A 20985-nucleotide genomic window follows, 5' to 3' on the forward strand; every position below is an offset into this window, starting at 1 on the left:
TGCTGGCGACCGGCCTCCGGGCACAGCATGGCGCAATCCCGCTTCCCTGCCAAGCCGCCGCCCAGGAACGAGTTGAGCGCGCGCTCTCGGCATGCCACACGCCAATCGGGCTTTGCGAAGCGCGCGCGGCGATGCATTGTTGCGCATGGCAGTCGGGGGCGGCCGATGGAGGCGAACTGGGACGATCTGAAAGTGGTGCTGGCGGTGGCGCGCTCGGGCTCGTTGACGCTTGCGGCGGAAACGCTGGGCATGGACCAGTCGACCTGCAGCCGGCGGCTAGGTTCTATCGAGGCGGGCCTCGGCACCATCCTGTTCCTGCGCTCCAAGGGCGGCCTGACCGCCACCGAGAGCGGCGAGATCGTCATCAACCGCGCCGCCGAGATCGAGCGGCGCATGATCCGCATGGCCGAGGATCTTTCGCGCGGGCCAGACGGCCCGGTGGGCGCCGTGCGCCTGGTCGGCAACCCGTGGACGCTGGAACGACTGGCCGGCGCGCCAGCGATGCGATTGCTCGAGAGCCATCCGCGGCTTGACCTGCGATTAATCCCCTATCATCCACGCGCCGCCGCCCGCGCCGATCCGACCATGCAGCTTTGGTTCGAGCAGCCGCCGCGCGACTTCGAATTCGCGGTCAAGCTGGGCGAGGTGCCCTATGCATTCTATCGCGGCCGCGACCACGATCCGGAGCGGCTGCCCTGGGTCACCTTCAGTGACGAGGACTCGCCAAAACTCGCGCATTTGCAAGCACTGGAGCGGGTTCGCCGCAGGGGCGACAAGATACGGCTCACTTCGGGCGACAACCGCGTGCTGATGACGGCCATCGCCGCCGGCGTGGGCAAGGGCCTGCTGCCCATGTGCCTCGCGGCGACGCATCCGAGCCTCGTGCGGCTCGAAGCCGGTCCTCCGGAGCTGGTGCGCATACTGGACCTCCATCTGCACCCGGACACCGTGCAGACCCAGCGCGTGCAGGCGGTGACCCGCTGGCTGCGTGAAATCTTCGTGCAGACCTTCGGAAACCCCGAGATTGCGCAGGAACCCGACAAACTGTAGTATTTGTCTTCAATATCGCGGGGTCGGGGCACCCAAATGGCACTGTCGGACGACGAGGTCGATCAGCTTCATCTTGGATTGCGGCTGATGCAGGAGCGCAAGGAGCTTGCGGCCGCGCTTTTTTATCCGCGTCTCTTTGCGATCGCACCCGATACACGGCCATTGTTCTCGGACGACATCGTCGGCCAGACCGAAAAGACACTGTTCGCCTTCGGCGCGGTGGTAGCGCGCATCCATGAACTGGAGAATGAGGATTCGATGAGCCGCGACCTGGCGCGGCGGCACGTCGCCTATGGCGTGAAACCGGCGCACTATCCGCAAGTCGGCAAGGCGGTGCTGAGCATCCTGGCCGAGGTTCTGGGCGACGAATATTTCACGCCCGAGATGGAGACGGCCTGGCGCAAGGCCTATGACGAGATCGCCCGATCAATGGTGAAGGCCGCCTACGGGATCGAGGTCGAGAACCTGGCCGACCTCGACGAGCCGGTGCTGGAAGCCGCGCAGTAGCGGCATCGCCGGGTCCTTCTCGCAGCGGTATTTCTGCCTGCCGGCGGGACCTTTCCGGAAAATCCGCATGAAGACGATGCAGTTCTGCGGGTTCGCAGGATTCGCCGATAGGGCTATCTCTCGCCCCCGACCGGCTGCGGGCCTTCCGACACTCCGCACCGAATAATCTTAATCAATCCATTTGGGTCGGTGAAACGCTCCGCGGTTCGAGCGAATCGCGGGCGAAACCCTGCGCGCCGAAATTTTCCGGGGCGCGAAACGCCACCGCGACGGTCCAGGCCCGAGAGGTCGGCCCGAGCAATGAGGAGAAATGACATGAGCGACAACAACAATGAATACAGGTCGATACTAGGCACGAAGGGCCACGACACGGCAATTCTCACCCACGCGGCGGTTGCGGATTGGGAGCACACCGAATGGGATGCGGGGTCGTCGGGGACCGTCCAGATATTCTGGGACGGCATCTATGAGGCCCGGGAAGGCAACGACGTGATCATCCGCGATCGGCCCGGACTCTACCGGCTGAACAACGGCGTGGATGGCAACGCCCACATGTTTGGCGGCTCCGGTACCGATACGATCGCCTACGAGCACTACACCGGAGCGATCGACATCGATCTTTCCGTTCCGGGGGGCTATGGCGTCGCCAAGTGGAAAGGATTGTCCGGACAGACAATCTTCGGTGACGACCATCTTTACAGCATCGAGAACGCCATCGGCACCGCCTTCAGCGACGTGATCCGCGGCAGCAACGGCGCCAACACGCTTATCGGCGGCAACGGCGAAGACGTAATCCACGGCGAGGGCGGCAATGACAAGCTCTTCGGCGGCAGCCACAACGACAGGCTCTACGGCGAGTCCGGCAGCGACACCATCAAGGGCGACAGCGGCAACGACTACGCCTTTGGCGGCGCCCACAACGACACCGTCGAAGGCGGTTCCGGCGACGACAGGCTCTACGGCCAGGACGGCAACGACTTCCTGTACGGCGGCACCGGCCACAACGTGCTGTTGGGAGGCGAGGGCAACGACACGCTGCTGATCGAAGGCAGCGGCCTCGCTTTCGGCGACGCCGGCGTCGATGTCCTGGTGGGCGGCGCGTCCGCCGACGAACTGCATGGCGGAACCGGGGACGACACGCTCAACGGCCTCGCCGGCAACGACGAGATCCGTGGCGACGAAGGGCATGACAAGATGCTTGGCGGCGACGGTAACGACGAGCTTTACGGCGGCACCGGCCTCGACGTGATCTATGGCGGCAACGGCAATGATAGGATCGTCGGCGGCGCCGAACGAGACGACCTCAGGGGCGACAATGGCAACGACTTCCTCTACGGCAGCGCCGGTCTCGACGTGATCAACGGCGGCAACGGCAACGACACCGTTGTCGGCGGCGCCAACAGCGACACCCTCAGGGGCGGCGACGGCGTCGACACGGCCGTGTGGGAAGGCTTCGCGCGCGTGGTGATCGACATCGGCCGCGCCAGCATGGGCACGGCGGTGCAGTCGGGCTTCACCGACAATATTGCCGGCTTCGAGAATTTCCGCACCGGCTCAGGCAATGACTTGATCAGCGCCAGCGCCGCGGCGAACGTCATCGACTCCGGCAATGGCTCGGACTGGGTCAACGCGAAAGCCGGCAACGATGCCGTGCTTGCCGGGAACGGCAATGACACGGTGCTGGGCGGCCTGGGCAACGACAGCGTTCTGGGCGGCAACGGTGACGATTTGCTGAAGGGCGAGGGCGGCAACGACACGCTCTCCGGCGGCGACGGCGAGGACTATGTTCGCGGCGGCGCCGGGACGGACATCCTGTTCGGGGGCAACGACGCTGACCAGTTCGCCTTCTCCGGTGGCGACACCGGTACCGATTCCATCCGCGATTTCGTGCTTGGCGAAGACATGATCCGATTCAACGATTTTCTCGCCGACGAGCCGGAGATCGGAGAAAGTTATGTCGGCCGGGTGCTCGCGGTGGAGATGGACAATTCGGTGGCGCTGCTCGCCATGACAGACGACGGCTGGCAGGCCTTCGCCAAGATCGTCGGCAACGGTAACGTGGCGGCGTTCAACCATGCCATTGCCGACGGCACTTTGTTCAACCCGTCGCTGCTCAATGGTGGCTCGCCGGACTGGATCGAATTCTGACGGCAACGAGCCGCCGCCATTCGTGGCGGCGGCTCCCCATTGACGCCCTTGACTGCCGGCAGTATGTCAGCCGTCGAACTTCCGTGGTGATTTGGCCGGTCGGCTTGCAGCCACGTTAAAAAAGTCGCTAAAGGGCCGTCGGCAAATAAGCCGTTTGGACCGGGCGCGACTTTCGCGGCCGGTTTTTTGTTTTGGAGGCAGCGCCATGCCGATCAGGATCCCCAACCAGCTTCCCGCCCGCGACGTGCTGGTGCGCGAGGGCGTCTCGGTGATGGACGAGCGCACGGCTATGCGCCAGGACATCCGCCCTATGCAGATCGGGCTGCTCAACCTGATGCCCAACAAGATCCGCACCGAGACGCAGTTCGCCCGCCTGCTCGGCGCCACGCCGCTGCAGGTCGAGCTGACCCTGGTGCGCGTCGGCAACCACAAGGCCAAGAACACACCCGAGGACCACCTGATTTCCTTCTACCAGACCTGGGAGGAGGTGGCGGACCGAAAATTCGACGGCTTCATCATCACCGGCGCGCCGATCGAGCTGCTGGAATTCGAGCAGGTCGACTATTGGGACGAGCTGACGCGCATCCTCGACTGGACGACGACCAACGCCCATTCCTCCTTCTTCATCTGCTGGGGGGCGATGGCGGCGGCCTGGCACTTTCATGGCGTTCCCAAGCACACACTAGACAAGAAGGCGTTCGGCGTGTTCCGCCACGGCAACAATGCGCCGGCCTCGCCTTATCTCGCCGGTTTCTCCGACGATTTCGCTATTCCTGTCTCGCGCTGGACGGAGGTGCGGGCGGCCGACATTCCCGTTGGTTCGGGGCTCGAACTGCTGATGGAATCGGATGAGACCGGGCCCTGCCTGCTTTCGGAAAGGACCGCCAACCGTCTCTATATCTTCAACCACATCGAATATGATTCCACTTCGCTGAAGGAAGAATACGACCGCGACGTGGCCGCCGGCACGCCCATCGAGGTGCCGCACGACTACTATCCTGACGACGATCCGGCACGCCCGCCGCTCAACCGCTGGCGCTCGCACGCGCATCTTCTGTTCGGCAACTGGATCAACCAAGTCTATCAGACCACGCCTTACGAACTGGAGGAGATCGGCAGGGCCAGCGCGGAGTCTGTCATACAGTAGCCGCCCGCCGGACGGGCCACGCCGCGAACTTTGCTGGCAGGCAAGCGACGTTGTTGCGCGGGCGGTACCTTTGCCTCGAATTTCATTCGCTGCACGCTTGCGTCTGATCGGCAATTCGCTACTTTGACGCGAAATGTCGGGGGACATGGTCTTGAAACGAATCGCAATAATTGCGGTCGCCGCGGTCGCCGCTCTGTCGGGCTGCATGCAGACGCCGAAGACGGCGGCAGAATACATCCCGTGGTGTAGTAAGCGGGTGGCCGGTTGGCGCAGCGAATCGCTGACTGAACTTTCGCAGCTCATGCGCGTCAGCAGGGACAAGGTGCCAGAACTGTTCTGCAAGCGGGTCCTAGCCGGCGTGCAGCAGGGCCGGATCACGGGCAAGGATTTCATGGACGCGCACAGGGCCGGCACGCCACTTTGGAAGGTCATCAAGGGGCAATAACCGCCCCTTCCGCGCCGCCCAAAAATACACGACACTCGGTTTGCCGCGCCCCTTGCGCGGCACGTGGAGGGCGTCGCATGAATTTCGTCTTCTTCTCCCCGCATTTCCCGTCGACGGGGGCGGATTTCTGCGACCGGTTGAAGAAGGCCGGCGCAACGGTGCTCGGCATCGGCGACGCACCCTATGACAGTCTCGATCCGATGCTTTGCGGGGCCCTGTCGGAATACTACCGTGTCGCTGACATGGAGAACTACGACCTGACGCTGCGCGCCATGGGCCATTTCATCCACAAATGGGGCCGCATCGACCGTTTTGAATCGCTCAACGAGCACTGGCTGGAGCTGGAAGCCGGCATCCGCACCGACTTCAACATCTACGGAACCAAGCTCGATTTCGTGAAGAATTTGAAGAAGAAGTCGCGCATGCGGGCCTTCTTCCGCAAGAGCGGCGTCGACACCATCCCGCAACGAAAGTGCTCCGACCGCGCCGGCGCGCTGACCTTCATCCGCCGCGTCGGCTATCCGGTGGTCGTCAAGCCGGACTCGGGGTCCGGCGCCAGCAACACCTTCAAGATCTCCAACGCAAAAGAGCTCGACGCCTTCTTCCGCGACCGGCCGGAGGACGTCACCTTCGTCATGGAGCAGTTCATCGACGGGCTTGTCGTCACCTATGACGGGCTGGCCAACCGCGACGGCGAGGTGGTGCTGGCGGCCAGCACCCGCTACGACCACAGCGTCATGGACGTGGTCAACAAGGACCGGCACCTGAGCTATATCTGCTATCCCTCGATCGACCCGGCGATCGAGGCGGCAGGGCGAAAGATCCTGAAGGCCTTCGATGTGCGCGAGCGTTTTTTCCACCTGGAGCTTTTCCAGACTCGGGATGGTCGCGCCATCGCACTGGAAGTCAACATGCGCCCGCCAGGCGCCTGGATGACCGACGCCATCAACTTTGCCTACGACATCGACGTTTATGCGGAATGGGCGGAGATGGTGGTCAACGACCGCAACCGCGGACCTTTCGAGGGCAAATATTTCACCGCCTATGCCAGCCGCAAGAACCACATCCGCTATCGCCACGACCATCAGGCCGTGCTAGCCGCGCTCGGCGGCAAGATCGTCCGCCACAACGCCATAGAGGACGTGTTCAGCCGCGCCATGGGAAACTACGCCTACCAGTTCCGCTCGAAGGATCTTGCCGAGGTCCGCCAGGCGATCGACTTCATTCACGCGGAAGAGGCGTAAGCGATGCGCATTTCCTACCATAGCATCGACAGCCGCTTTCTTGACCGGCCGATGGAGCACAAGCGCTACGGCCATGCCGGCCGGCCGATGGTGGTGTTCCCGACATCGAAGGGACGCTTCTTCCAGTTCGAGGATTCCGGCGCGGTCAACGCCCTGTCGGAGTTCATCGAGGCGGGCCGCATCCAGTTGTGGACGCTGGACGGAATCGACTGGGAGACGTTTTTCTCGACCGAACCCGATCTCCAGGCGCGCATCGGCCGCCACGACGAATATTTCCGCTACGTCCGCGAGGAGGTCTTTCCGCAGATCACCGAGGAAGCAAAAACCTCGAATGCGGGAAAGCAGTTGAGGCCGATCATGGCCGGCTGCTCGATGGGCGCCTTCCACGCCTCGAATTTCGTGTTCCACTATCCGGAGATGGTCTCCGGCGTAATCGCGCTCTCCGGCGTCTATTCGACCCGCGATTTCTTCGGAACGGCGCTAGACGGCGGCATCTACTACAACTCGCCGCTCGATTACCTGCCCGGGCTGAGCGATCCTACCGCACTCGCCCGGCTGCGCGACTGCCGGCTGGTCTTCTGCTGCGGCCAGGGCGCCTGGGAGGAGCGCATGCTGGCGGAGACCCGCGAGCTTGAACAAATCCTGCGCGAAAAGGACATTCCGGCCTGGGTGGACTATTGGGGAACCGACGTCAGCCATGACTGGCCGTGGTGGCATCGCCAGTTGCAGTATTTCGTCGGCCATTGGCTCGACGATGATGTCCGGGCTCCGCGCGGATGAAGCTGCCGCACGTTTCGCGCGCCCATGCCGTCATGCGAGCGGTGGTCGGCGCCTAGCCCACCAAAATCCGACTTCGGCCGGCATTCACCGATTGTTAGCATAAACGGCAACCAAACCGTGCCTCATGCACGGTAGTTAAGGCAATACATTCCAGGTCGGATAGACTAGCATTCCGCCTACAACAGAACCGGCGCGATGCGGGAACCCTCGACACCGAAACCGACGAAACCCCGCCGGATGCGCCGGGCGCCGAGCCTGCTGGGCCTCATCTGGCCTTTCATCGTCGTTGTCCTGATCCAGACCGCCATCGCCGGCTTCAGCATCTACACGCTGTCAGCCGTGCGCGCCTATGTCGGCGGCGAAAGCCACTGGTCGAAGGGCCAGAAGAACGCCATCCACTTCCTCGGCCTCTACGCCGAGACCAGGAACGACAGCTACTTCCAAGCCTATCAGGAAGCGCTTGCCGTACCGTTGGCCGACCGCCAAGGGCGCCTCGCGTTGGAGCTGCCGGAACCTGACTTCGAGGCGGCGAAGCGCGCCTTCGTCGCCGGTGGCAACCATCCGGATGACGTGGGCGGCATGGTCTGGTTGCTGCATCATTTCGGCGAGGTCAGCTACCTCAGGGAGGCCGTCCGGCACTGGAAGGCCGGCGACGAAATCATCCTCGAGCTCGAGCGGCTGGGCAACGAAATTCGCGCGACGGTCGCCCGCGGAGGGGCCACGCCCGCGGCGATCGCCGCGTGGAAGACCGAGATATTCCGCTTGAACCGGCAGCTTGCCCCGTTGGCCGAAGCTTTCTCGGCAAGCCTGGGCGAAGGGTCGCGCTTCATCAAGAACCTGCTGATCGCCGCCAACGTCGTGACCGCCGCGCTGCTCATCCTGCTTGCGTTCTGGCGCACCGACAAGCTGCTCTCGCAACGGCAGGCAGCAGAACGGGCGCTGAATGCCGAGCGCGAACGCGCCCGCATCACGCTGGCGTCCATCGGCCAGGCGGTTATCTGCACCAACAATTGCGGCCTGGTCGACTACATGAACGCGGCCGCCGAGCGGCTGATCGGTCGGCGGTCGGCCGAGGTGGCGGGCGCGCCGCTGTCGCTGCTGTTCGGTATCGCCGACGAGGCAACCGGCAAGGATTGCATGGCGCTGGTAGACGGCATCGTCTCCGGCAGAGCGGCGGAGACGGACAGCGGCCCGTGCCGCCTGCGACGTCCCGACGGAACGTCGGTGACCGTCTCCCTCGCCGGCCGTCCGCTGCAGGTGGATGGGCGCCCGGCCGGCGCGGTCATCGTCTTCCACGACATGACACGCGAACGCGAATTCATCGACCGGCTGTCCTGGCAGGCGTCACACGACTCGCTGACCGATCTTTCCAACCGTCGCGATTTCGAGACGCGGCTGGAAAATGAACTTGGCCGCCTCGCGCCGGAGGGCTACGGGCATTCGCTGATCTATCTCGACCTCGACCAGTTCAAGGTTGTCAACGACACCTGCGGCCATGCGGCGGGCGATGAGTTGCTGCGCGAGATTTCGGCTTGCCTGAGGCGCCATATCCGCGCCAGCGACATTCTTGCCCGGCTGGGCGGCGACGAGTTCGGCATCGTGCTCGTCGACTGCGGCCCGGATGAGGCGCAAGCCATCGCCGAACGGCTGCGCCGGGGCGTCGAGGAACTGGATTTCCTGTGGAACGGGCGGCGCTTCTCGACCAGCGCCAGCATCGGGCTGGTGCACGTCGCCGATCCCGGAACCTCGCTGGAAGAGACGCTGCGTTCCGCCGACATCGCCTGCTACATGGCCAAGGAGAAGGGCCGCAACCGCGTCCAGGTGCATCGCCCCAGCGACACGGAGGTGCAGGCGCGCTTCGGCGAAATGGACTGGGTCCGCCGGCTGCGGGCGGCTCTCGAGGAGGACCGTTTCTGTCTGTTTGCCCAAGAGATCGCGGCGGTTGGCGCCTATGGGCGGGATGGCGCGCATATCGAAGTGCTGCTGCGCCTGCGCGACGAGGAAGGCCGGCTCGTGCCGCCGAACAGCTTCATCCCGGCTGCTGAACGCTACGGGCTGATGCCGCAGATCGACCGCTGGGTGGTCCGCAGAACCTTCGCGACGCTTGCCGAGCGGGCCGGGCAGCTCGTATCGATGCAGGTCGCCGCTTGCGCCATCAACCTTTCCGGCGCGACCTTCAACGACGAGAGCTTCGTCGGCTTCGTGCGCGACGAATTCACCGCCCACGGCATCGCGCCGGATCTGATCTGCTTCGAGATCACAGAGACGGCGGCGATCGCCGACATGGCGAGCGCCATCCGCTTCATGGACGCGCTGCGCGGCCTCGGCTGCCGTTTCGCACTCGACGATTTCGGCGCCGGCATGTCGTCCTTCGCCTATCTGAAGCACCTTCCGGTCGACTACCTCAAGATCGATGGCGGCTTCGTCAAGGACATGCTGGACGATCCGATCGACCGGGCCATGGTCCAGATGATCAGCCACATCGGCAAGGTGATGGGCAAGCGGACCATCGCGGAATTCGCCGAGACCGACGCCATCGTCGAGGCGCTGCGCGACATTGGCGTCGATTTCGTGCAGGGCTATGCCATCGCCCGGCCCATCCCTTTCGACGCCGCAACTGTGCTGAAGGGGGGACATGACATCTCCCGGCGGCGGGTGGCCTGAAGCGCGACACGCTTCGGGATGAGGCAAGCACCAGTCCCACCGGCCGTTTCGCCGCGCCGAGGGGGCACGGCAAACAATTCCCGGTGCACGTTTCTACCGATCCAGCTCCGGAAAATACGGATCGGAATAAAACCTCCGGTCACGCTCGCCCTTCAGGCAGTCGACCGGCCCGTCCGTGGCGGGGATGATGGTTGCCGGCGGCGACGCTCCGCTGACTTCGAGGATCAGCTTGCGGCGGATCGCCGTGGCGAATTCTTGCGCCGAGCGGATCGGCAGCATGAACGAGCCCGGCCCGCCGATGACGCATTCGGCGTAGTAGCGGTCAATGTCGGGGAAGGTCGGCGACGGCCGGATGACGATCGGCAGGCCGTTGACGACGATGCCCGCAGAGACAGCGCGGTCGCGCGCGCCGGTGACCGGCAGCCCGATATTGTTCGGCCCGTCGCCGGACACGTCGATGACGCGGCGAGACCCGTCCACCGAATTGTTGTCGAACAGCCCATTTCCAAAATCCAGCGCGCCGGAGATCGACGTGCCCGTGTAGCCGCCGAAGGGTCGCGTCGCGAGCAGGGCGGCGAAGGCCCGCGCGCTTTCCGGTCCGTCGATCACCTGCCACGGAACCAGCGATTCGGCGCGCACCGTGCCCGCCCATTCGAAATAGGTGATGGCGATGCGGCCGTTGAGCCCGGCCCGCACGGCGGCGATGAAGTCGGGATGGCGGATCGCCTCGACATAGCCTGCCCGCTGCAGCGAAAACTCCTCGGTGTCCATCGAGCGCGATACGTCGACCGCCAGCACCAGTTCGACGTCGACCGGCATGACTGCCGCCGCAGGCCGCACGTCGCAGCCGAGACAGAGCAGCACGCCGAGCAAGGACAGCATGGGCCGATCCCCATAGAGATGCCGCAGCCGAGACCAGAAACATGGCGGAATCGCGGGCGCGCGGCCGGCCCTCCGCTTTCGCTTCGGGCGTTCGTCACGCGAAAAGCCAAATCTTTGGCTTTTCGTCCGCTACGCGGACCGCTCTTCACTCCTCGCCGCGCGCGCACCCTGTGGGGTGAGCACCGGCACGAACACCCGGCGCGAGGCGCGCTGCGATACCGGGATGCCCTGGTAGAGCCGCTTCTGCGCCTCGGCGATGATCACTCCGGAGAAGATCGGCCAGAAGCGCCGCCCGGCGCGTTCCAGCATCGGCTGCAGCCGCATCATGAAGTTCCGCCGCGACGGCGGGAACAATAGTGCTTCCGACGCGGCCGACGGCGTGAAATTGGCGTCGCGCAAAAGTTCGTTGAGCTGGCTGCGCGAGAACGGCCGGCCGGTGCCGAACGGCGTGTGTTCGAACCGCGCCCAGACGCCGCGCCGGTTGGGCACGACGATGACGACGCGGCCGGCCGGCGACAGCACGCGCCAGATCTCCTTCAGGGTCTCGCGCGGATTTTCCGCATGTTCCAGCGAATGCACCAGAATCATCCGGTCGATCGAGGCGTCGACCAGCGGCAGTTCCTCGTCGAACACCAGCACGGTCGACGACGGCGCCTCGAGCGGCCAGCGCACCGCGCCTTGCGTGCGGGGCATGAAGGCGAAGACCCGCTCGGCATCGGCGCCGAAGCGTTCCAGCCAGGGCAGGGCGTAGCCAAGCCCGACCAGCCGCTCGTTGGGCAGGTTCGTCCACAGCGCCGACAGCGCGACGGTAATCGAGCGCTCCGCCACCTGCCCGAGCGGCGAGGCATAGAAGGAGCGGAGGTCGACGATATCCGAATTCATGGGCGGCGACGGTAGCGGGCTCGCATGACGAGTTCAACATGGACCATCCTGCGGGATGACACCGCCCACACGGCGCTCTATCTAAGCCCACGAAAAAGGAGAGTTTTGATGACGATCGACATCGACCAGTTCATGTGCCGCACCGACAATTTCGGCGTGCTTATCCGCGACCGCAAGACCGGCGACACCGCGCTGATCGACGCGCCGGAGGAGAAGCCGATCCTGGACGCCATCGAGCGGACGGGCTGGACGCCGACGTTGATCCTGACCACGCATCACCATCCCGACCATGTCGAGGCCAATCTGGCGCTGAAGGAACGGTTCGGGCTGAAGATCATAGGCCCGGCGAAGGAGAAGGCGAAAATTCCGGGAATCGACGAGGCGGTCGACGGCGGCTCGACTTTTCGCTTCGGGGACGAGGACGTGCGGGTGATCTTCACGCCGGGCCACACGCTGGGCCACGTCTCCTACCATTTCCCGCACTCGAAGGTGCTGTTCGCGGCCGACACGCTGTTCGCGCTGGGCTGCGGCCGGCTGCTCGAAGGCACGGCGGCACAGATGTGGCAGTCGCTGAAAACGCTGTCGGCCTTGCCACCCGAAACAGCCGTCTATTGCGGCCACGAATACACGCAATCCAACGCCCGCTTCGCGCTCAGCGTCGACCCGGACAACGAGGCGCTGAAGGAGCGCGCCGGCGAGATCGACCGGCTGCGCGCCGACGGCAAGCCCACCCTGCCGACGACGATCGGCCGCGAACTGGAGACCAACCCGTTCCTGCGCCCTCACGATCCAAAAATCCGCCGTACGCTCGGCATGGAAAACGCATCCGACGAGGCAGTGTTCGCGGAGATCCGCAAGCGCAAGGACAATTTCTGACGACGGCGGGGGCCCGCCCGACCTGCTCAGAAACTGATCAGCCCCAGCGTGATCGCCATCTGGCCGAGATAATAGCTTGCCCACACCGCGTAGCGCATCCAGTCGCGCTGGCGCGAGATTGCCGGCAGCAGGAATTTTTCGGTGGCGAGCAGCGTGTCGGAGGCTATGAACAGCAGCGCGCCGGCAATCACCAGCGGTGCATCCAGCGTCAGCGCGGAAATACCCATACAGAGGATCGCGACGATGTAGACCGTTACCGGTCCTCGCAGCGATGGACCGATGCGCCGCATCAGCAGCACGAGCATGATCAGTCCATAGACGACCAGGACTGCGGCCAGGGCACCGCGCCAGGGTGCGGCGACAAGCACGCCCGGCCCGCCGCCGATCGACGCCAACAGCGCGATGTAGGCGAGATGCGCGGCGAGAAAACTCGCCAACCCGGCGAGCAAGGCTCTTTCGCCCGGCCGCGACAGGAACAGGTCGCCGGCGGCGCTCAGCGCCAGCGCAAGGACCAGCAGCCAGTGGCCTTGCTGCATTCCGGCCAGCACCGCCAGCAGCGCAACCGCCAGAGTCTTGACTGCCGAGGCGACGAAGCGCGGCGGCGCGGCAGCCATGGTGCCGTAGAGCAGGGCGGCGGCGCAGGAAAAGATGAAGGTGGCGTTGCCGGGGCTTTCGACCCCGCCCTCGAACGGCATCATGCGCCGGCCTCGCTCCGAGCCCCGCGCGCGCTGGAAAACAGTCTCGGCCGCGCCGCCAGCACGGCGCCCGCCGAAATCAGCAGGCAGGCGCCGATCACGTTCCAGGTCGGCTCGGCGAAGCCGGTGGCGATCAGCACCAGCGTCGACAGCAGCGGCGCGGCGTAGCTTGCCGCGCCCAGCACCTGGATGTTGCCGCGCTTGACCCCGAAATCCCAGGCGTAGAAGGCGGCGCCCACCGGCATCAGCCCTAAGCCCAGCACCGCAAGCCATTGCCCCGCATTCGCCGGCAGCACGGTCTGCTCCAGCGCAAGGTGGCAGATGAGCGACAGGATCGAGGTGGCCGCGCAGAACCAGGTGACGATGCTGGTCGGCACCTCTGCGAAACGCCGCGACAGCAGCGAATAGCTCGACCACAGCAGCGCGCAGACGGCGGCCATGGCGTAGCCGAAAGCATAACGGCTCTCGAACGACAGCCCGCCGCCCTTGGCGATGATCAACACCGTTCCCGCAAGCCCCAGCACCGCGCCGGCCACATGGTTCCAGCGCAGTTTTTCGCCGGGCATCAGCGCCGAGCCGACGACGATCAGCAGCGGCCAGAGATAGGCGATCAGGCTGGCCTCCACCGCCGGCGCGTTGCGCAGTGCGGTGAAGTAGAAGAAGTGGTAGCCGAACAGCCCACCAATGCCGATCAACCAGACAACCGGCGGAATTTTTGCCGGCGCGGCGGGTTTCGGCATCACAAGCCGGGCGCAAAGTCCGACCGCCGTGCCGATGGCAAAAGTGATCGCCGACAGCAGGAAGGGAGGCACCTGGCCCGACGCGTCGGTGAGCAGCGCCAGCAGCGCCCACATCGCCACAGCGGAAAAACCGATCAGCGTTGCCCGTGCCATAGATCCTCCGGCGCGGGCGCGTCCCGCTACTTGTTCGTGTCGAGGCTTTTGGACCTCACGGTCACGGTTCCGATCTGCGTGCCGACGGTCGCGTGGACGGGCGCATATACGCCGGTCGAGCCCAGCGGCGCAAACGCGATCATGATCCTGCTCTGCTTCTCCAGATAGTCGAGCGATTTCCGCCCCTTGCGGTAGCCCGAGACCGGCTTGACCGTGACGCGGCAGGTGACGACGCCGTCACCATAAGCCCTCGCCGCTTCCGAATTCGGCGCGGGATGCAGCGTGGCATTCATGCGGAACTCGCCGTCGAAGAGTTTGAGCGTGCGTCCGCACACTTTGTCCGGGCCAGAGGCCTTGATCATGCCGGCCGACAGCGGATCGCTGACGCCATCGAGGTCGCCGGGCTTCAGCGGCACCCAATGCTTGCGCTTCTTCAGCGGCGGCACGTTTTCAGTGCTGACCACATCGCCGTCCCGGAATTTCAGCGCCGTCATCTGCTTCCGCTTGCCCTCGGTATAGTCCATGCGGAAGGCGTCTGGCTGCGTACGGTCGCCGGCGAAGCCGCCGGAGGCCGAACTCCTGCCCTTGGTGCGGTCGAAGATTTCCGCGATGCCGGCGCTGGCAACCGTACCCTCGACCGAGAACTTGCCGTTCTCGAACCGGCTCTCGAAGGTCGAGCGGGCGATGGTGAGGCCGAGATAGGAGACGGTGTATTCGCCCTTGAATGTTTCGACCTCGGCCCGCGCCACGCCCGGCGCCGCAAGCATCAGTGCAAGCGCGGACAGCGCGGCCCGCCGTGCCACTCCAGTTGTTTTTCGCATCCCGTCGGTCATGCCGATCAGGAAGGCGACAAATCCGGCAGCAATGTGGAGGGGCAGGCGTTCCCGGTACTCAGTGCACGGTCAGCACATGCGCCGGGACCGGCTGATTGATGCCCTTCAGCGAGAGCTTGCGGATAGCCGTCGCCGCCAAAAACTCCGGCGCTTCCGCGGCAGCCTCCGCCGAAACGAGGATTTCGCCGGCCGCCGCCTGTGACTCTAGCCGGGCGGTGAGGTTCACTGCACCCCCGATCGCCGTGAAGTCGCTGCGGAAGGTGGAAAACTCGCCGATTTCCACCTGGCCGGTGTGGACGCCGACGCCCACGCCGAGCGCTCCTGCCTGTGTGTCGATGCCGCGCGCCGCCAGCTTTTCCAGTGCCTCGCCGCAGCGCCGCTGCACCTCGATCGCTGCCTGGATGGCGGCCGCCGCATGGCGTTCGTTCTTGATCGGGAAATTGAAGATCGCCATCAGGCCGTCGCCCATCTGCTTGTTGACGATGCCGTCATGCTCCCAGATCGCCTTCGCGCACTCGTCCTGGAAGATGCTGACGATGTCGCTCAATGCGACCGGATCCAGCCGTTCCGACAGAAGCGTGTAACCGCGGATGTCGGCGAACAGGATCGAGGCCGTGGCAGAGATGTGGCGCTGCTTCTTGACGAAGGTGAAGGCGCGCTCGCAGATCGTGCAGATGTTGGGGTTCATCTTGCTGCGGGTGATGCCGAAGGCCTGGAACGGCAGCGCCAGCGGACCCCGGATCGGGATCGGCATATGCATCTGGTCCCAGCAGCCACGGCAGATGCGGGCAGGGTTGTGGGTGCTCGGTTCCATTTGAGACCTCCCAGCCTGAACGGCAACAGTGTCGCGTCGGCCGACGTTTGGCAACTGCCTAGGAGTAGGTCAGTTCGAAAGTAGGCATTCAAACGGCCCGTCTTTAATCGGGGCGATGATCTAGGCGAATGAAGCGGAAAAGGCGATAGTGCGGTGACCGTTTAAGGGGTGCGAGTAGTATGAGAACTTTGGTCGAGCGTTTGATTGGAAAGTCGATCAAAAGCATCGAAAATGGCGAGCCTGGATATGGCATCGTCATAACCTTCTCGAACGGAGACGCGCTTACGGCAAATACCGAAGTGACTGCGTGCCTGCCTGATGACCACTCGAAACTAGTCGAGCGAGCCACGATCACCAACGAGAAATTGATTATGCATCTAAGCGGAAACGGTTTCGTTGCGGTCTCGGTCGACCGTGACCGCTTCCCGAAGGTGGTTGAAATGTTCGTCTATGGCGACGACGAAGGCTTGGTCGTTGAAAACTAGTCGGCCGGATCAAATGCCAAACTGACTTGCCACGAGGCCGAGCTTTGCCTTGACGCATCGGCCAAATGCCACTATGGAACGCCGACTTTTCCAAGAGGCCGCTCGATAAGACCGCGCGCCAGTGCTGGCGAAGACGATCTGTTGGCCCGATAAGAGAACCGAAGGTTATAAAAATGTCCCGTGCTTGCGAACTGACCGGCAAGGCCGTGCTCACCGGCAACAATGTCAGCCACGCCAACAACAAGACCCGCCGCCGCTTCCTGCCGAATTTGGTCAGCGTCACCCTGATCTCGGAAGCGCTGAACCAGAACGTGCGCCTGCGCATTTCGGCCAACGCGCTGCGTTCGGTCGAGCATCGCGGCGGCCTAGACGCCTTCCTGGCCAAGGCCGACGAGCACGAACTGTCGCAGCGCGCCCGCCTGCTGAAGAAGCAGATCGCCAAGAAGACCGCCGAGCAGGCCGCGGCCGCCGCCTGAGACTTGACGTTTCTTAGGCGGGGGACACCGCCTTCCGGAAGCCCGGCGTCATGGACGGCGGGCTTCGTTTCATTGGGGCGGCCGCATGCTGCGGTCAGCCACTGGTTCCATTACCCAGGATAAAAAAATGCACTTTGGAAAGACCTATCTGCCCTTCGTGGCCGCCATGGCGCTCGTCGTCGTCGCGTCGAACATCCTTGTCCAGTTCCCCGTGCAGGGCATGCTGGGCCGCCTGTCGCTGGCCGATATCCTCACCTGGGGCGCGTTCACCTATCCGGTTGCCTTTCTGGTCACCGACCTCGCCAACCGCCGCCACGGTCCGCTGTTCGCGCGAAAAGTCGTGTTCGCCGGCTTCATGGTGGCAGTGACATGCTCCATCATCGTGCCGCCGCTGCTCTATCGCCTCGGCCTGATCGAGTTCGACACCGCAGCCGGCCGGCTGGTGCGCATCGCCGTCGCATCGGGCGCGGCCTTCCTCACCGCCCAGCTTCTCGACGTCACAGTCTTCAACTGGCTGCGCCGGCAGAGCTGGTGGCGGGCGCCGATCTTCGGCACGCTGGCCGGCTCGGTTGTCGACACGCTGGTCTTTTTCTCCGTCGCCTTCGCCGCTGCTTTCGCCTTCGTCGGCCCGAGCGACGGTTTCGCACTGGAAACTGCTCCGCTGCTCGGCGCGTTGCCGGCGGAAGCGGCGCGCTGGGTGTCGTGGGCGCTGGGCGACCTGTCGGTCAAGCTGATCATCGCGATCTTCGCGCTGATCCCCTACCGGCTGATCGCCGCGCGCTGGAGCCAGCCGACGGTCCTCGCTTGATTCCCTGGGTCCAGCTCGACAGTGCGCCGGTCCCCGGCGGCGGCGAGCTGCGGCTGAAGCAGCGCGGAACGGAATTCTCTATCATGCTCGGTACCAACGAGCTGATGAACAGCCGGCTCAGCGGTTCGGAAGAGACGCTGGCGAAACTGTCCTGCGAACGCATCCGCGGGCGGACGGCGCCAAAAATACTGATCGGCGGGCTGGGCATGGGGTTTACGCTGCGCGCTGCTCTTGCCGAACTCGGCGACGATGCGCGCGTCACGGTAGTGGAACTCGTGCCGGCGGTCGTCGCCTGGGCGCGCGGGCCGATGGCGCCGGTGTTTGGCGGCTGCCTCGACGATCCGCGTGTCGCCGTCGGCGAGGGCGACGTCGGCGACTTGATCCGCTCCGCACGGTCTTCTTGGGACGCCATCCTGCTCGACGTCGACAACGGCCCGGAAGGCCTGACCCGGCAAGGCAACGACGCGCTCTACGACCTGCCGGGCCTGAGCGCGGCGCACGCTGCCTTGAGGTTGGGCGGTGTGTTTTCGGTCTGGTCGTCAGGGCCTGATGCCGGCTTCACTCGGCGGCTGCGTCAGGCGGGGTTTTCGGTCGAAGAGGTCGCAACGCGGGCACACGGAAAGCGCGGCGCCCGCCATGTGATCTGGATTGCGACGAAGCGGGCAGTTTAGTCCGGCGGTCTCAAGCCGCGATTGTCGACATGTTTTGAGCACCCGCTTCGGCCCTTGCTGGACGGCTCATGCCCGGACGCGTGGCGCTATCCACTCGCCCCGCAAGATGCTGGAAAGCGCCGGAGGCAAACGACCCATATCGGGCTGGGACGCCTCTCGGAAAGCGCCCCGCATGGCCACATCAATCGCCGCAACGCACTCGACGTCGGACACGACCAAGGGCATCGTGCTGATGATTGTCGGCGTGCTGACCGTGCAACTGGTCGACGGGCTGGCGAAACATCTCTCCGCCACCTATTCGCCGCTGTTCATCAGTTCTGCCCGCTACGCGATGGCCTCGCTGATCGTGCTGCCCATCGCCTTCGCCATGCATGGACGAAAGATCTTCCCAGCCGAGCAGATCGGCGCCAATGTGCTGCGCACCGTCTTCATCATCGGCGCGATGACGTTCTACTTCCTGGCAATCGCCCGCATTCCGCTGGCAACCGCCATCAGCGCCTATTTCGTCGCGCCGATCGTGGCGGTCATCCTGTCGATGCTGATCCTCAAGGAGCGCATGACGGCGCCCAAGGGCATCGCCCTTGTGCTCGGCTTCGCCGGCTCGATGGTCATCCTGCGGCCGGGCGGCGCAATGGAGCCGGGCATCCTTCTGGCGCTCGGCTCCGGCGTCTTCTTCGCCTGCTACATGATCGCCAGCCGACGCGCCGCGCAGGGCAGCGAGGTGATCAAGATGCTGGCCTTCCAGTGCGTGATCGGCACGGCGCTGCTCGTCCCGCAGGCGATCGTGTTCTGGCAGACGCCGGCACTGGCCGACCTGCCGCTGTTCTTCCTGATTGGGGTTCTATCCACCGTCAGCCACATGCTGACCCTCTATGCCTTCCGGCTGGCCGACGCCTCGACGCTGGCGCCGCTCATTTATGTGGAACTGCTTGGAGCAGCACTGATCGGCTATCTGTTCTTCGGCGACATTCCCGGCCTGACGACGATTTTGGGCGCGGCTCTGATCGTCATTGGCGGACTGGCGCTGCTGCAGCGCCGCCGTGCGCCGATCGTGCCGGCGGTGTAATGCTCCTCGCTTCCGCAGTTCCTACGGCTGCACCAAAGGCGGCAGCGGACCGAAGAATCCGACAATCCGCTCTATCAGCGAACCGTCCTCGTTGAGGAAGACGATGTCTATGCCTTCCGGCAGCGGCGTGCCGTCGGCCTCGACGAGGCGCCAGCCGAAGCGAGCGATGCCATGATGGAGGTCGACGGCGCTGGTCCGCACGATTGTCGCGCCCGGCCGGCTCGCCCGAACCTTCGCGATATGAGCAAGCAGTTCGGCCGGGCCCCGCGTGTCGGCGCGCGGGTCCGTATAGGCCGCGCCGGAAGCCCAGACGGCAGCCAGGAGCGCGGCGCGGCGCTCTGCATCGGGCTCGTTCCAGACTGCGCAGTAGCGGTCGACAAGTTCTGTTACGTCTTGCGGCATTCATTGCTCCCTGCGTTGCGGGCCGACGACACCCTGGGCAAGACGATATGCCGTTCAATCCGCGTGCAGCACGAATTCCAGATAGAGATTGCGCTGCAGGATCGAGTGGTTGTCGTCGGATATAATCGAAACCATGGTGGCGCCGTCGGCGCGCTGCCAGACGTCCAACCCCTCCATATTGTCGATCTGGTAGGCCATGTCGGCGGTGAACAGCACCGGTCCGTCCGCCACCTGCCCCTTGGCGACGCTCTCGCCATAAATGCGCCTCAGCCGCATTTTTACGCCGTCGGCGATGCGGTAGCTGCGCTCCAGAAGCAGCAGGTCGCCGTTCGGCAGGAAGGCGCCGTCGGTGATGTCGAAGTCGCCGCTGCGCTTCACGGTGAAGACGCCCTTGTTCGGCCCCTCTATGATCGCCGCAAAGATGTTGCCTTGCTTGTCCAGGCTCTTTTCCGACACCACCACCAGGCCGCCTTCATGCTGGCCGAAGGGATGCGCGCGCGTCACCGTCTCGAAACCGCGGTTCTGGCGCAGCTCCCTTTCCGGCACCAGGAAATCGAGCTGCCGGAACGGCGCCTTCATGTCGGCGGGATCGATGCGAAACTGCGAGATGCGGTGATCGCGCTCGAAGCCGACGGTGGCGATGCCGTCCTTAACGTCGAGCCCCTCGGCATCCACCAGCCACTTCTCGCTGATCGGATGGCCGGTGTCGTCGACCATCTGCACCATGCGGAAATTCTCGACGCCGCTCGGACGGCCCTGAGCATCGCGCGCGATCGAGCCGAAATACCAGAAGCCGGTATCGGCGACACCGACGAAATCCTTGCCTGGTGTGACGAAGCGGAAGGCCGACAGCGCCCCGAAATCGTTGGCCGAGGCGGTCATCTCCAGCCCGCCGACGAACTCCAGCGGCCCGAACATTTTTTCATCGCGGCCGATGTGGAATTTTTCGATCGGCCGCACGGTGATTTCCATGCGCTCGACGGGCGCGGGGTCGGCGTGGGCTGGCGCGAGAGGCAGGAGGCAGAGCAGAGTTGCGAAGAATGACGCGGCCAGTGTCGCATTCCTTCGCACCCCCCTCTGTCCTGCCGGACATCTCCCCCGCAAGGGGGGAGATTCGCCGGCCGTCTCGATTTCGCCAATCGCCAACGTTGCAAGAGAAGCGTAGGCGGTGAAGCTGCCAATCTCCCCCCTTGCGGGGGAGATGTCCGGCAGGACAG

The 20985-nt window shown here is 64.5% G+C and carries 22 protein-coding genes and 1 riboswitch; of the genes, 14 read left to right on the forward strand and 8 right to left on the reverse strand.

Translation table 11 applies throughout. The annotated features are described in order from the left end of the window. Positions 1 to 165: 165 nt before the first annotated feature. From ACH196_RS14145 to ACH196_RS14180, 8 genes are all read left to right on the forward strand, one after another. On the forward strand, positions 166 to 1050 hold the full coding sequence (locus ACH196_RS14145) for a LysR family transcriptional regulator (protein ID WP_396647542.1): 885 nt from the start codon (positions 166 to 168) through the stop codon (positions 1048 to 1050). A 36-nt stretch (positions 1051 to 1086) separates the two neighbouring features. Next, the gene (locus tag ACH196_RS14150) at positions 1087 to 1557 is read left to right on the forward strand and encodes a globin domain-containing protein (RefSeq protein ID WP_396647543.1); all 471 of its coding nucleotides are present in this window, start codon (positions 1087 to 1089) and stop codon (positions 1555 to 1557) included. Positions 1558 to 1872: 315 nt separating this feature from the next. Continuing rightward, positions 1873 to 3705 carry a calcium-binding protein gene (locus ACH196_RS14155; RefSeq protein ID WP_396647544.1) on the forward strand — a complete coding sequence of 611 codons (1833 nt, stop codon included), beginning with the start codon at positions 1873 to 1875 and terminating at the stop codon, positions 3703 to 3705. A 73-nt stretch (positions 3706 to 3778) separates the two neighbouring features. Beyond that, positions 3779 to 3856, forward strand: a riboswitch (SAM riboswitch). Between the two features lie 54 nt (positions 3857 to 3910). Next, positions 3911 to 4852 (forward strand): homoserine O-succinyltransferase, encoded by a 942-nt coding sequence (gene metA, locus ACH196_RS14160; protein WP_396647545.1) that lies wholly within the window; start codon positions 3911 to 3913, stop codon positions 4850 to 4852. Between the two features lie 151 nt (positions 4853 to 5003). After that, positions 5004 to 5297, forward strand: coding sequence for a hypothetical protein (locus ACH196_RS14165; protein WP_396647546.1), 294 nt, complete (start codon positions 5004 to 5006; stop codon positions 5295 to 5297). Between the two features lie 77 nt (positions 5298 to 5374). Then, positions 5375 to 6541 carry an acetyl-CoA carboxylase biotin carboxylase subunit family protein gene (locus tag ACH196_RS14170; RefSeq protein ID WP_396647547.1) on the forward strand — a complete coding sequence of 389 codons (1167 nt, stop codon included), beginning with the start codon at positions 5375 to 5377 and terminating at the stop codon, positions 6539 to 6541. Positions 6542 to 6544: 3 nt separating this feature from the next. After that, positions 6545 to 7321, forward strand: coding sequence for an esterase family protein (locus ACH196_RS14175; protein WP_396647548.1), 777 nt, complete (start codon positions 6545 to 6547; stop codon positions 7319 to 7321). A gap of 237 nt (positions 7322 to 7558) precedes the next feature. After that, entirely contained in the window at positions 7559 to 9985 is a 2427-nt protein-coding gene (locus ACH196_RS14180; RefSeq protein ID WP_396647549.1) for an EAL domain-containing protein, read from the forward strand. A gap of 93 nt (positions 9986 to 10078) precedes the next feature. On the opposite strand, the gene ACH196_RS14185 is transcribed toward ACH196_RS14180, so the two are convergent. Beyond that, positions 10079 to 10867, reverse strand: a complete 789-nt coding sequence (locus ACH196_RS14185) for a DUF1194 domain-containing protein (protein WP_396647550.1) — start codon at positions 10865 to 10867, stop codon at positions 10079 to 10081. A gap of 129 nt (positions 10868 to 10996) precedes the next feature. Then, entirely contained in the window at positions 10997 to 11749 is a 753-nt protein-coding gene (locus ACH196_RS14190) for a methyltransferase domain-containing protein (protein WP_396647551.1), read from the reverse strand. Positions 11750 to 11857: 108 nt separating this feature from the next. Between ACH196_RS14190 and gloB the strand changes: the two genes are divergently transcribed. Beyond that, positions 11858 to 12625 carry a hydroxyacylglutathione hydrolase gene (gene gloB / locus ACH196_RS14195; RefSeq protein WP_396647552.1) on the forward strand — a complete coding sequence of 256 codons (768 nt, stop codon included), beginning with the start codon at positions 11858 to 11860 and terminating at the stop codon, positions 12623 to 12625. Positions 12626 to 12651: 26 nt separating this feature from the next. Here the strand turns inward: gloB and ACH196_RS14200 are convergent, their stop codons facing one another. From ACH196_RS14200 to ACH196_RS14215, 4 genes are all read right to left on the reverse strand, one after another. Then, on the reverse strand, positions 12652 to 13323 hold the full coding sequence (locus ACH196_RS14200; RefSeq protein ID WP_396647553.1) for a lysoplasmalogenase family protein: 672 nt from the start codon (positions 13321 to 13323) through the stop codon (positions 12652 to 12654). Further along, a complete protein-coding gene (locus ACH196_RS14205) occupies positions 13320 to 14213 on the reverse strand; it encodes a DMT family transporter (protein ID WP_396647554.1) in 894 nt (297 codons plus the stop codon). The genes ACH196_RS14200 and ACH196_RS14205 overlap by 4 nt, the downstream gene beginning before the upstream one ends. A gap of 26 nt (positions 14214 to 14239) precedes the next feature. Further along, positions 14240 to 15016, reverse strand: a complete 777-nt coding sequence (locus ACH196_RS14210; RefSeq protein WP_396647555.1) for a DUF3108 domain-containing protein — start codon at positions 15014 to 15016, stop codon at positions 14240 to 14242. 88 nt (positions 15017 to 15104) lie between these two features. Then, the gene (locus ACH196_RS14215) at positions 15105 to 15860 is read right to left on the reverse strand and encodes an adenylate/guanylate cyclase domain-containing protein (RefSeq protein ID WP_396647556.1); all 756 of its coding nucleotides are present in this window, start codon (positions 15858 to 15860) and stop codon (positions 15105 to 15107) included. A gap of 179 nt (positions 15861 to 16039) precedes the next feature. Here ACH196_RS14215 and ACH196_RS14220 point away from each other — a divergent pair, with 179 nt between their 5' ends. The 5 genes from ACH196_RS14220 to ACH196_RS14240 all read left to right on the forward strand — a co-directional run bounded on the left by ACH196_RS14220 (position 16040) and on the right by ACH196_RS14240 (position 19366). Then, positions 16040 to 16345 (forward strand): hypothetical protein, encoded by a 306-nt coding sequence (locus ACH196_RS14220; protein ID WP_396647557.1) that lies wholly within the window; start codon positions 16040 to 16042, stop codon positions 16343 to 16345. A 173-nt stretch (positions 16346 to 16518) separates the two neighbouring features. After that, positions 16519 to 16821, forward strand: a complete 303-nt coding sequence (gene rpmB / locus ACH196_RS14225; protein WP_396647558.1) for a 50S ribosomal protein L28 — start codon at positions 16519 to 16521, stop codon at positions 16819 to 16821. A gap of 127 nt (positions 16822 to 16948) precedes the next feature. Then, on the forward strand, positions 16949 to 17629 hold the full coding sequence (locus ACH196_RS14230; RefSeq protein ID WP_396647559.1) for a queuosine precursor transporter: 681 nt from the start codon (positions 16949 to 16951) through the stop codon (positions 17627 to 17629). Beyond that, complete coding sequence (locus tag ACH196_RS14235; protein ID WP_396647560.1) at positions 17626 to 18300, forward strand: hypothetical protein; 675 nt, start codon at positions 17626 to 17628, stop codon at positions 18298 to 18300. Before ACH196_RS14230 ends, ACH196_RS14235 begins: the two co-directional genes overlap by 4 nt. 172 nt (positions 18301 to 18472) lie before the next feature. Next, positions 18473 to 19366 carry a DMT family transporter gene (locus tag ACH196_RS14240; protein WP_396647561.1) on the forward strand — a complete coding sequence of 298 codons (894 nt, stop codon included), beginning with the start codon at positions 18473 to 18475 and terminating at the stop codon, positions 19364 to 19366. A gap of 21 nt (positions 19367 to 19387) precedes the next feature. Here ACH196_RS14240 and ACH196_RS14245 read toward each other — a convergent pair whose 3' ends face one another. Next, positions 19388 to 19768, reverse strand: coding sequence for a nuclear transport factor 2 family protein (locus ACH196_RS14245; RefSeq protein WP_396647562.1), 381 nt, complete (start codon positions 19766 to 19768; stop codon positions 19388 to 19390). Positions 19769 to 19822: 54 nt separating this feature from the next. Next, positions 19823 to 20821, reverse strand: a complete 999-nt coding sequence (locus tag ACH196_RS14250; RefSeq protein WP_396647619.1) for an esterase-like activity of phytase family protein — start codon at positions 20819 to 20821, stop codon at positions 19823 to 19825. Positions 20822 to 20985 lie beyond the last annotated feature (164 nt).

The sequence above is a fragment of the Mesorhizobium sp. IMUNJ 23232 genome (assembly GCF_044326205.1).
Lineage (GTDB): Bacteria > Pseudomonadota > Alphaproteobacteria > Rhizobiales > Rhizobiaceae > Kumtagia.

Coding starts and splice junctions, on each gene's coding strand:
- ACH196_RS14145 (WP_396647542.1), top strand. CDS start 166: ATGGAGGCGAACTGGGACGATCTGAAAGTGGTGCTGGCGGTGGCGCGC.
- ACH196_RS14150 (WP_396647543.1), top strand. CDS start 1,087: ATGGCACTGTCGGACGACGAGGTCGATCAGCTTCATCTTGGATTGCGG.
- ACH196_RS14155 (WP_396647544.1), top strand. CDS start 1,873: ATGAGCGACAACAACAATGAATACAGGTCGATACTAGGCACGAAGGGC.
- metA (WP_396647545.1), top strand. CDS start 3,911: ATGCCGATCAGGATCCCCAACCAGCTTCCCGCCCGCGACGTGCTGGTG.
- ACH196_RS14170 (WP_396647547.1), top strand. CDS start 5,375: ATGAATTTCGTCTTCTTCTCCCCGCATTTCCCGTCGACGGGGGCGGAT.
- ACH196_RS14175 (WP_396647548.1), top strand. CDS start 6,545: ATGCGCATTTCCTACCATAGCATCGACAGCCGCTTTCTTGACCGGCCG.
- ACH196_RS14180 (WP_396647549.1), top strand. CDS start 7,559: ATGCGCCGGGCGCCGAGCCTGCTGGGCCTCATCTGGCCTTTCATCGTC.
- ACH196_RS14185 (WP_396647550.1), bottom strand. CDS start 10,867: ATGCTGTCCTTGCTCGGCGTGCTGCTCTGTCTCGGCTGCGACGTGCGG.
- ACH196_RS14190 (WP_396647551.1), bottom strand. CDS start 11,749: ATGAATTCGGATATCGTCGACCTCCGCTCCTTCTATGCCTCGCCGCTC.
- gloB (WP_396647552.1), top strand. CDS start 11,858: ATGACGATCGACATCGACCAGTTCATGTGCCGCACCGACAATTTCGGC.
- ACH196_RS14200 (WP_396647553.1), bottom strand. CDS start 13,323: ATGATGCCGTTCGAGGGCGGGGTCGAAAGCCCCGGCAACGCCACCTTC.
- ACH196_RS14205 (WP_396647554.1), bottom strand. CDS start 14,213: ATGGCACGGGCAACGCTGATCGGTTTTTCCGCTGTGGCGATGTGGGCG.
- ACH196_RS14215 (WP_396647556.1), bottom strand. CDS start 15,860: ATGGAACCGAGCACCCACAACCCTGCCCGCATCTGCCGTGGCTGCTGG.
- ACH196_RS14220 (WP_396647557.1), top strand. CDS start 16,040: ATGAGAACTTTGGTCGAGCGTTTGATTGGAAAGTCGATCAAAAGCATC.
- rpmB (WP_396647558.1), top strand. CDS start 16,519: ATGTCCCGTGCTTGCGAACTGACCGGCAAGGCCGTGCTCACCGGCAAC.
- ACH196_RS14230 (WP_396647559.1), top strand. CDS start 16,949: ATGCACTTTGGAAAGACCTATCTGCCCTTCGTGGCCGCCATGGCGCTC.
- ACH196_RS14240 (WP_396647561.1), top strand. CDS start 18,473: ATGGCCACATCAATCGCCGCAACGCACTCGACGTCGGACACGACCAAG.
- ACH196_RS14245 (WP_396647562.1), bottom strand. CDS start 19,768: ATGCCGCAAGACGTAACAGAACTTGTCGACCGCTACTGCGCAGTCTGG.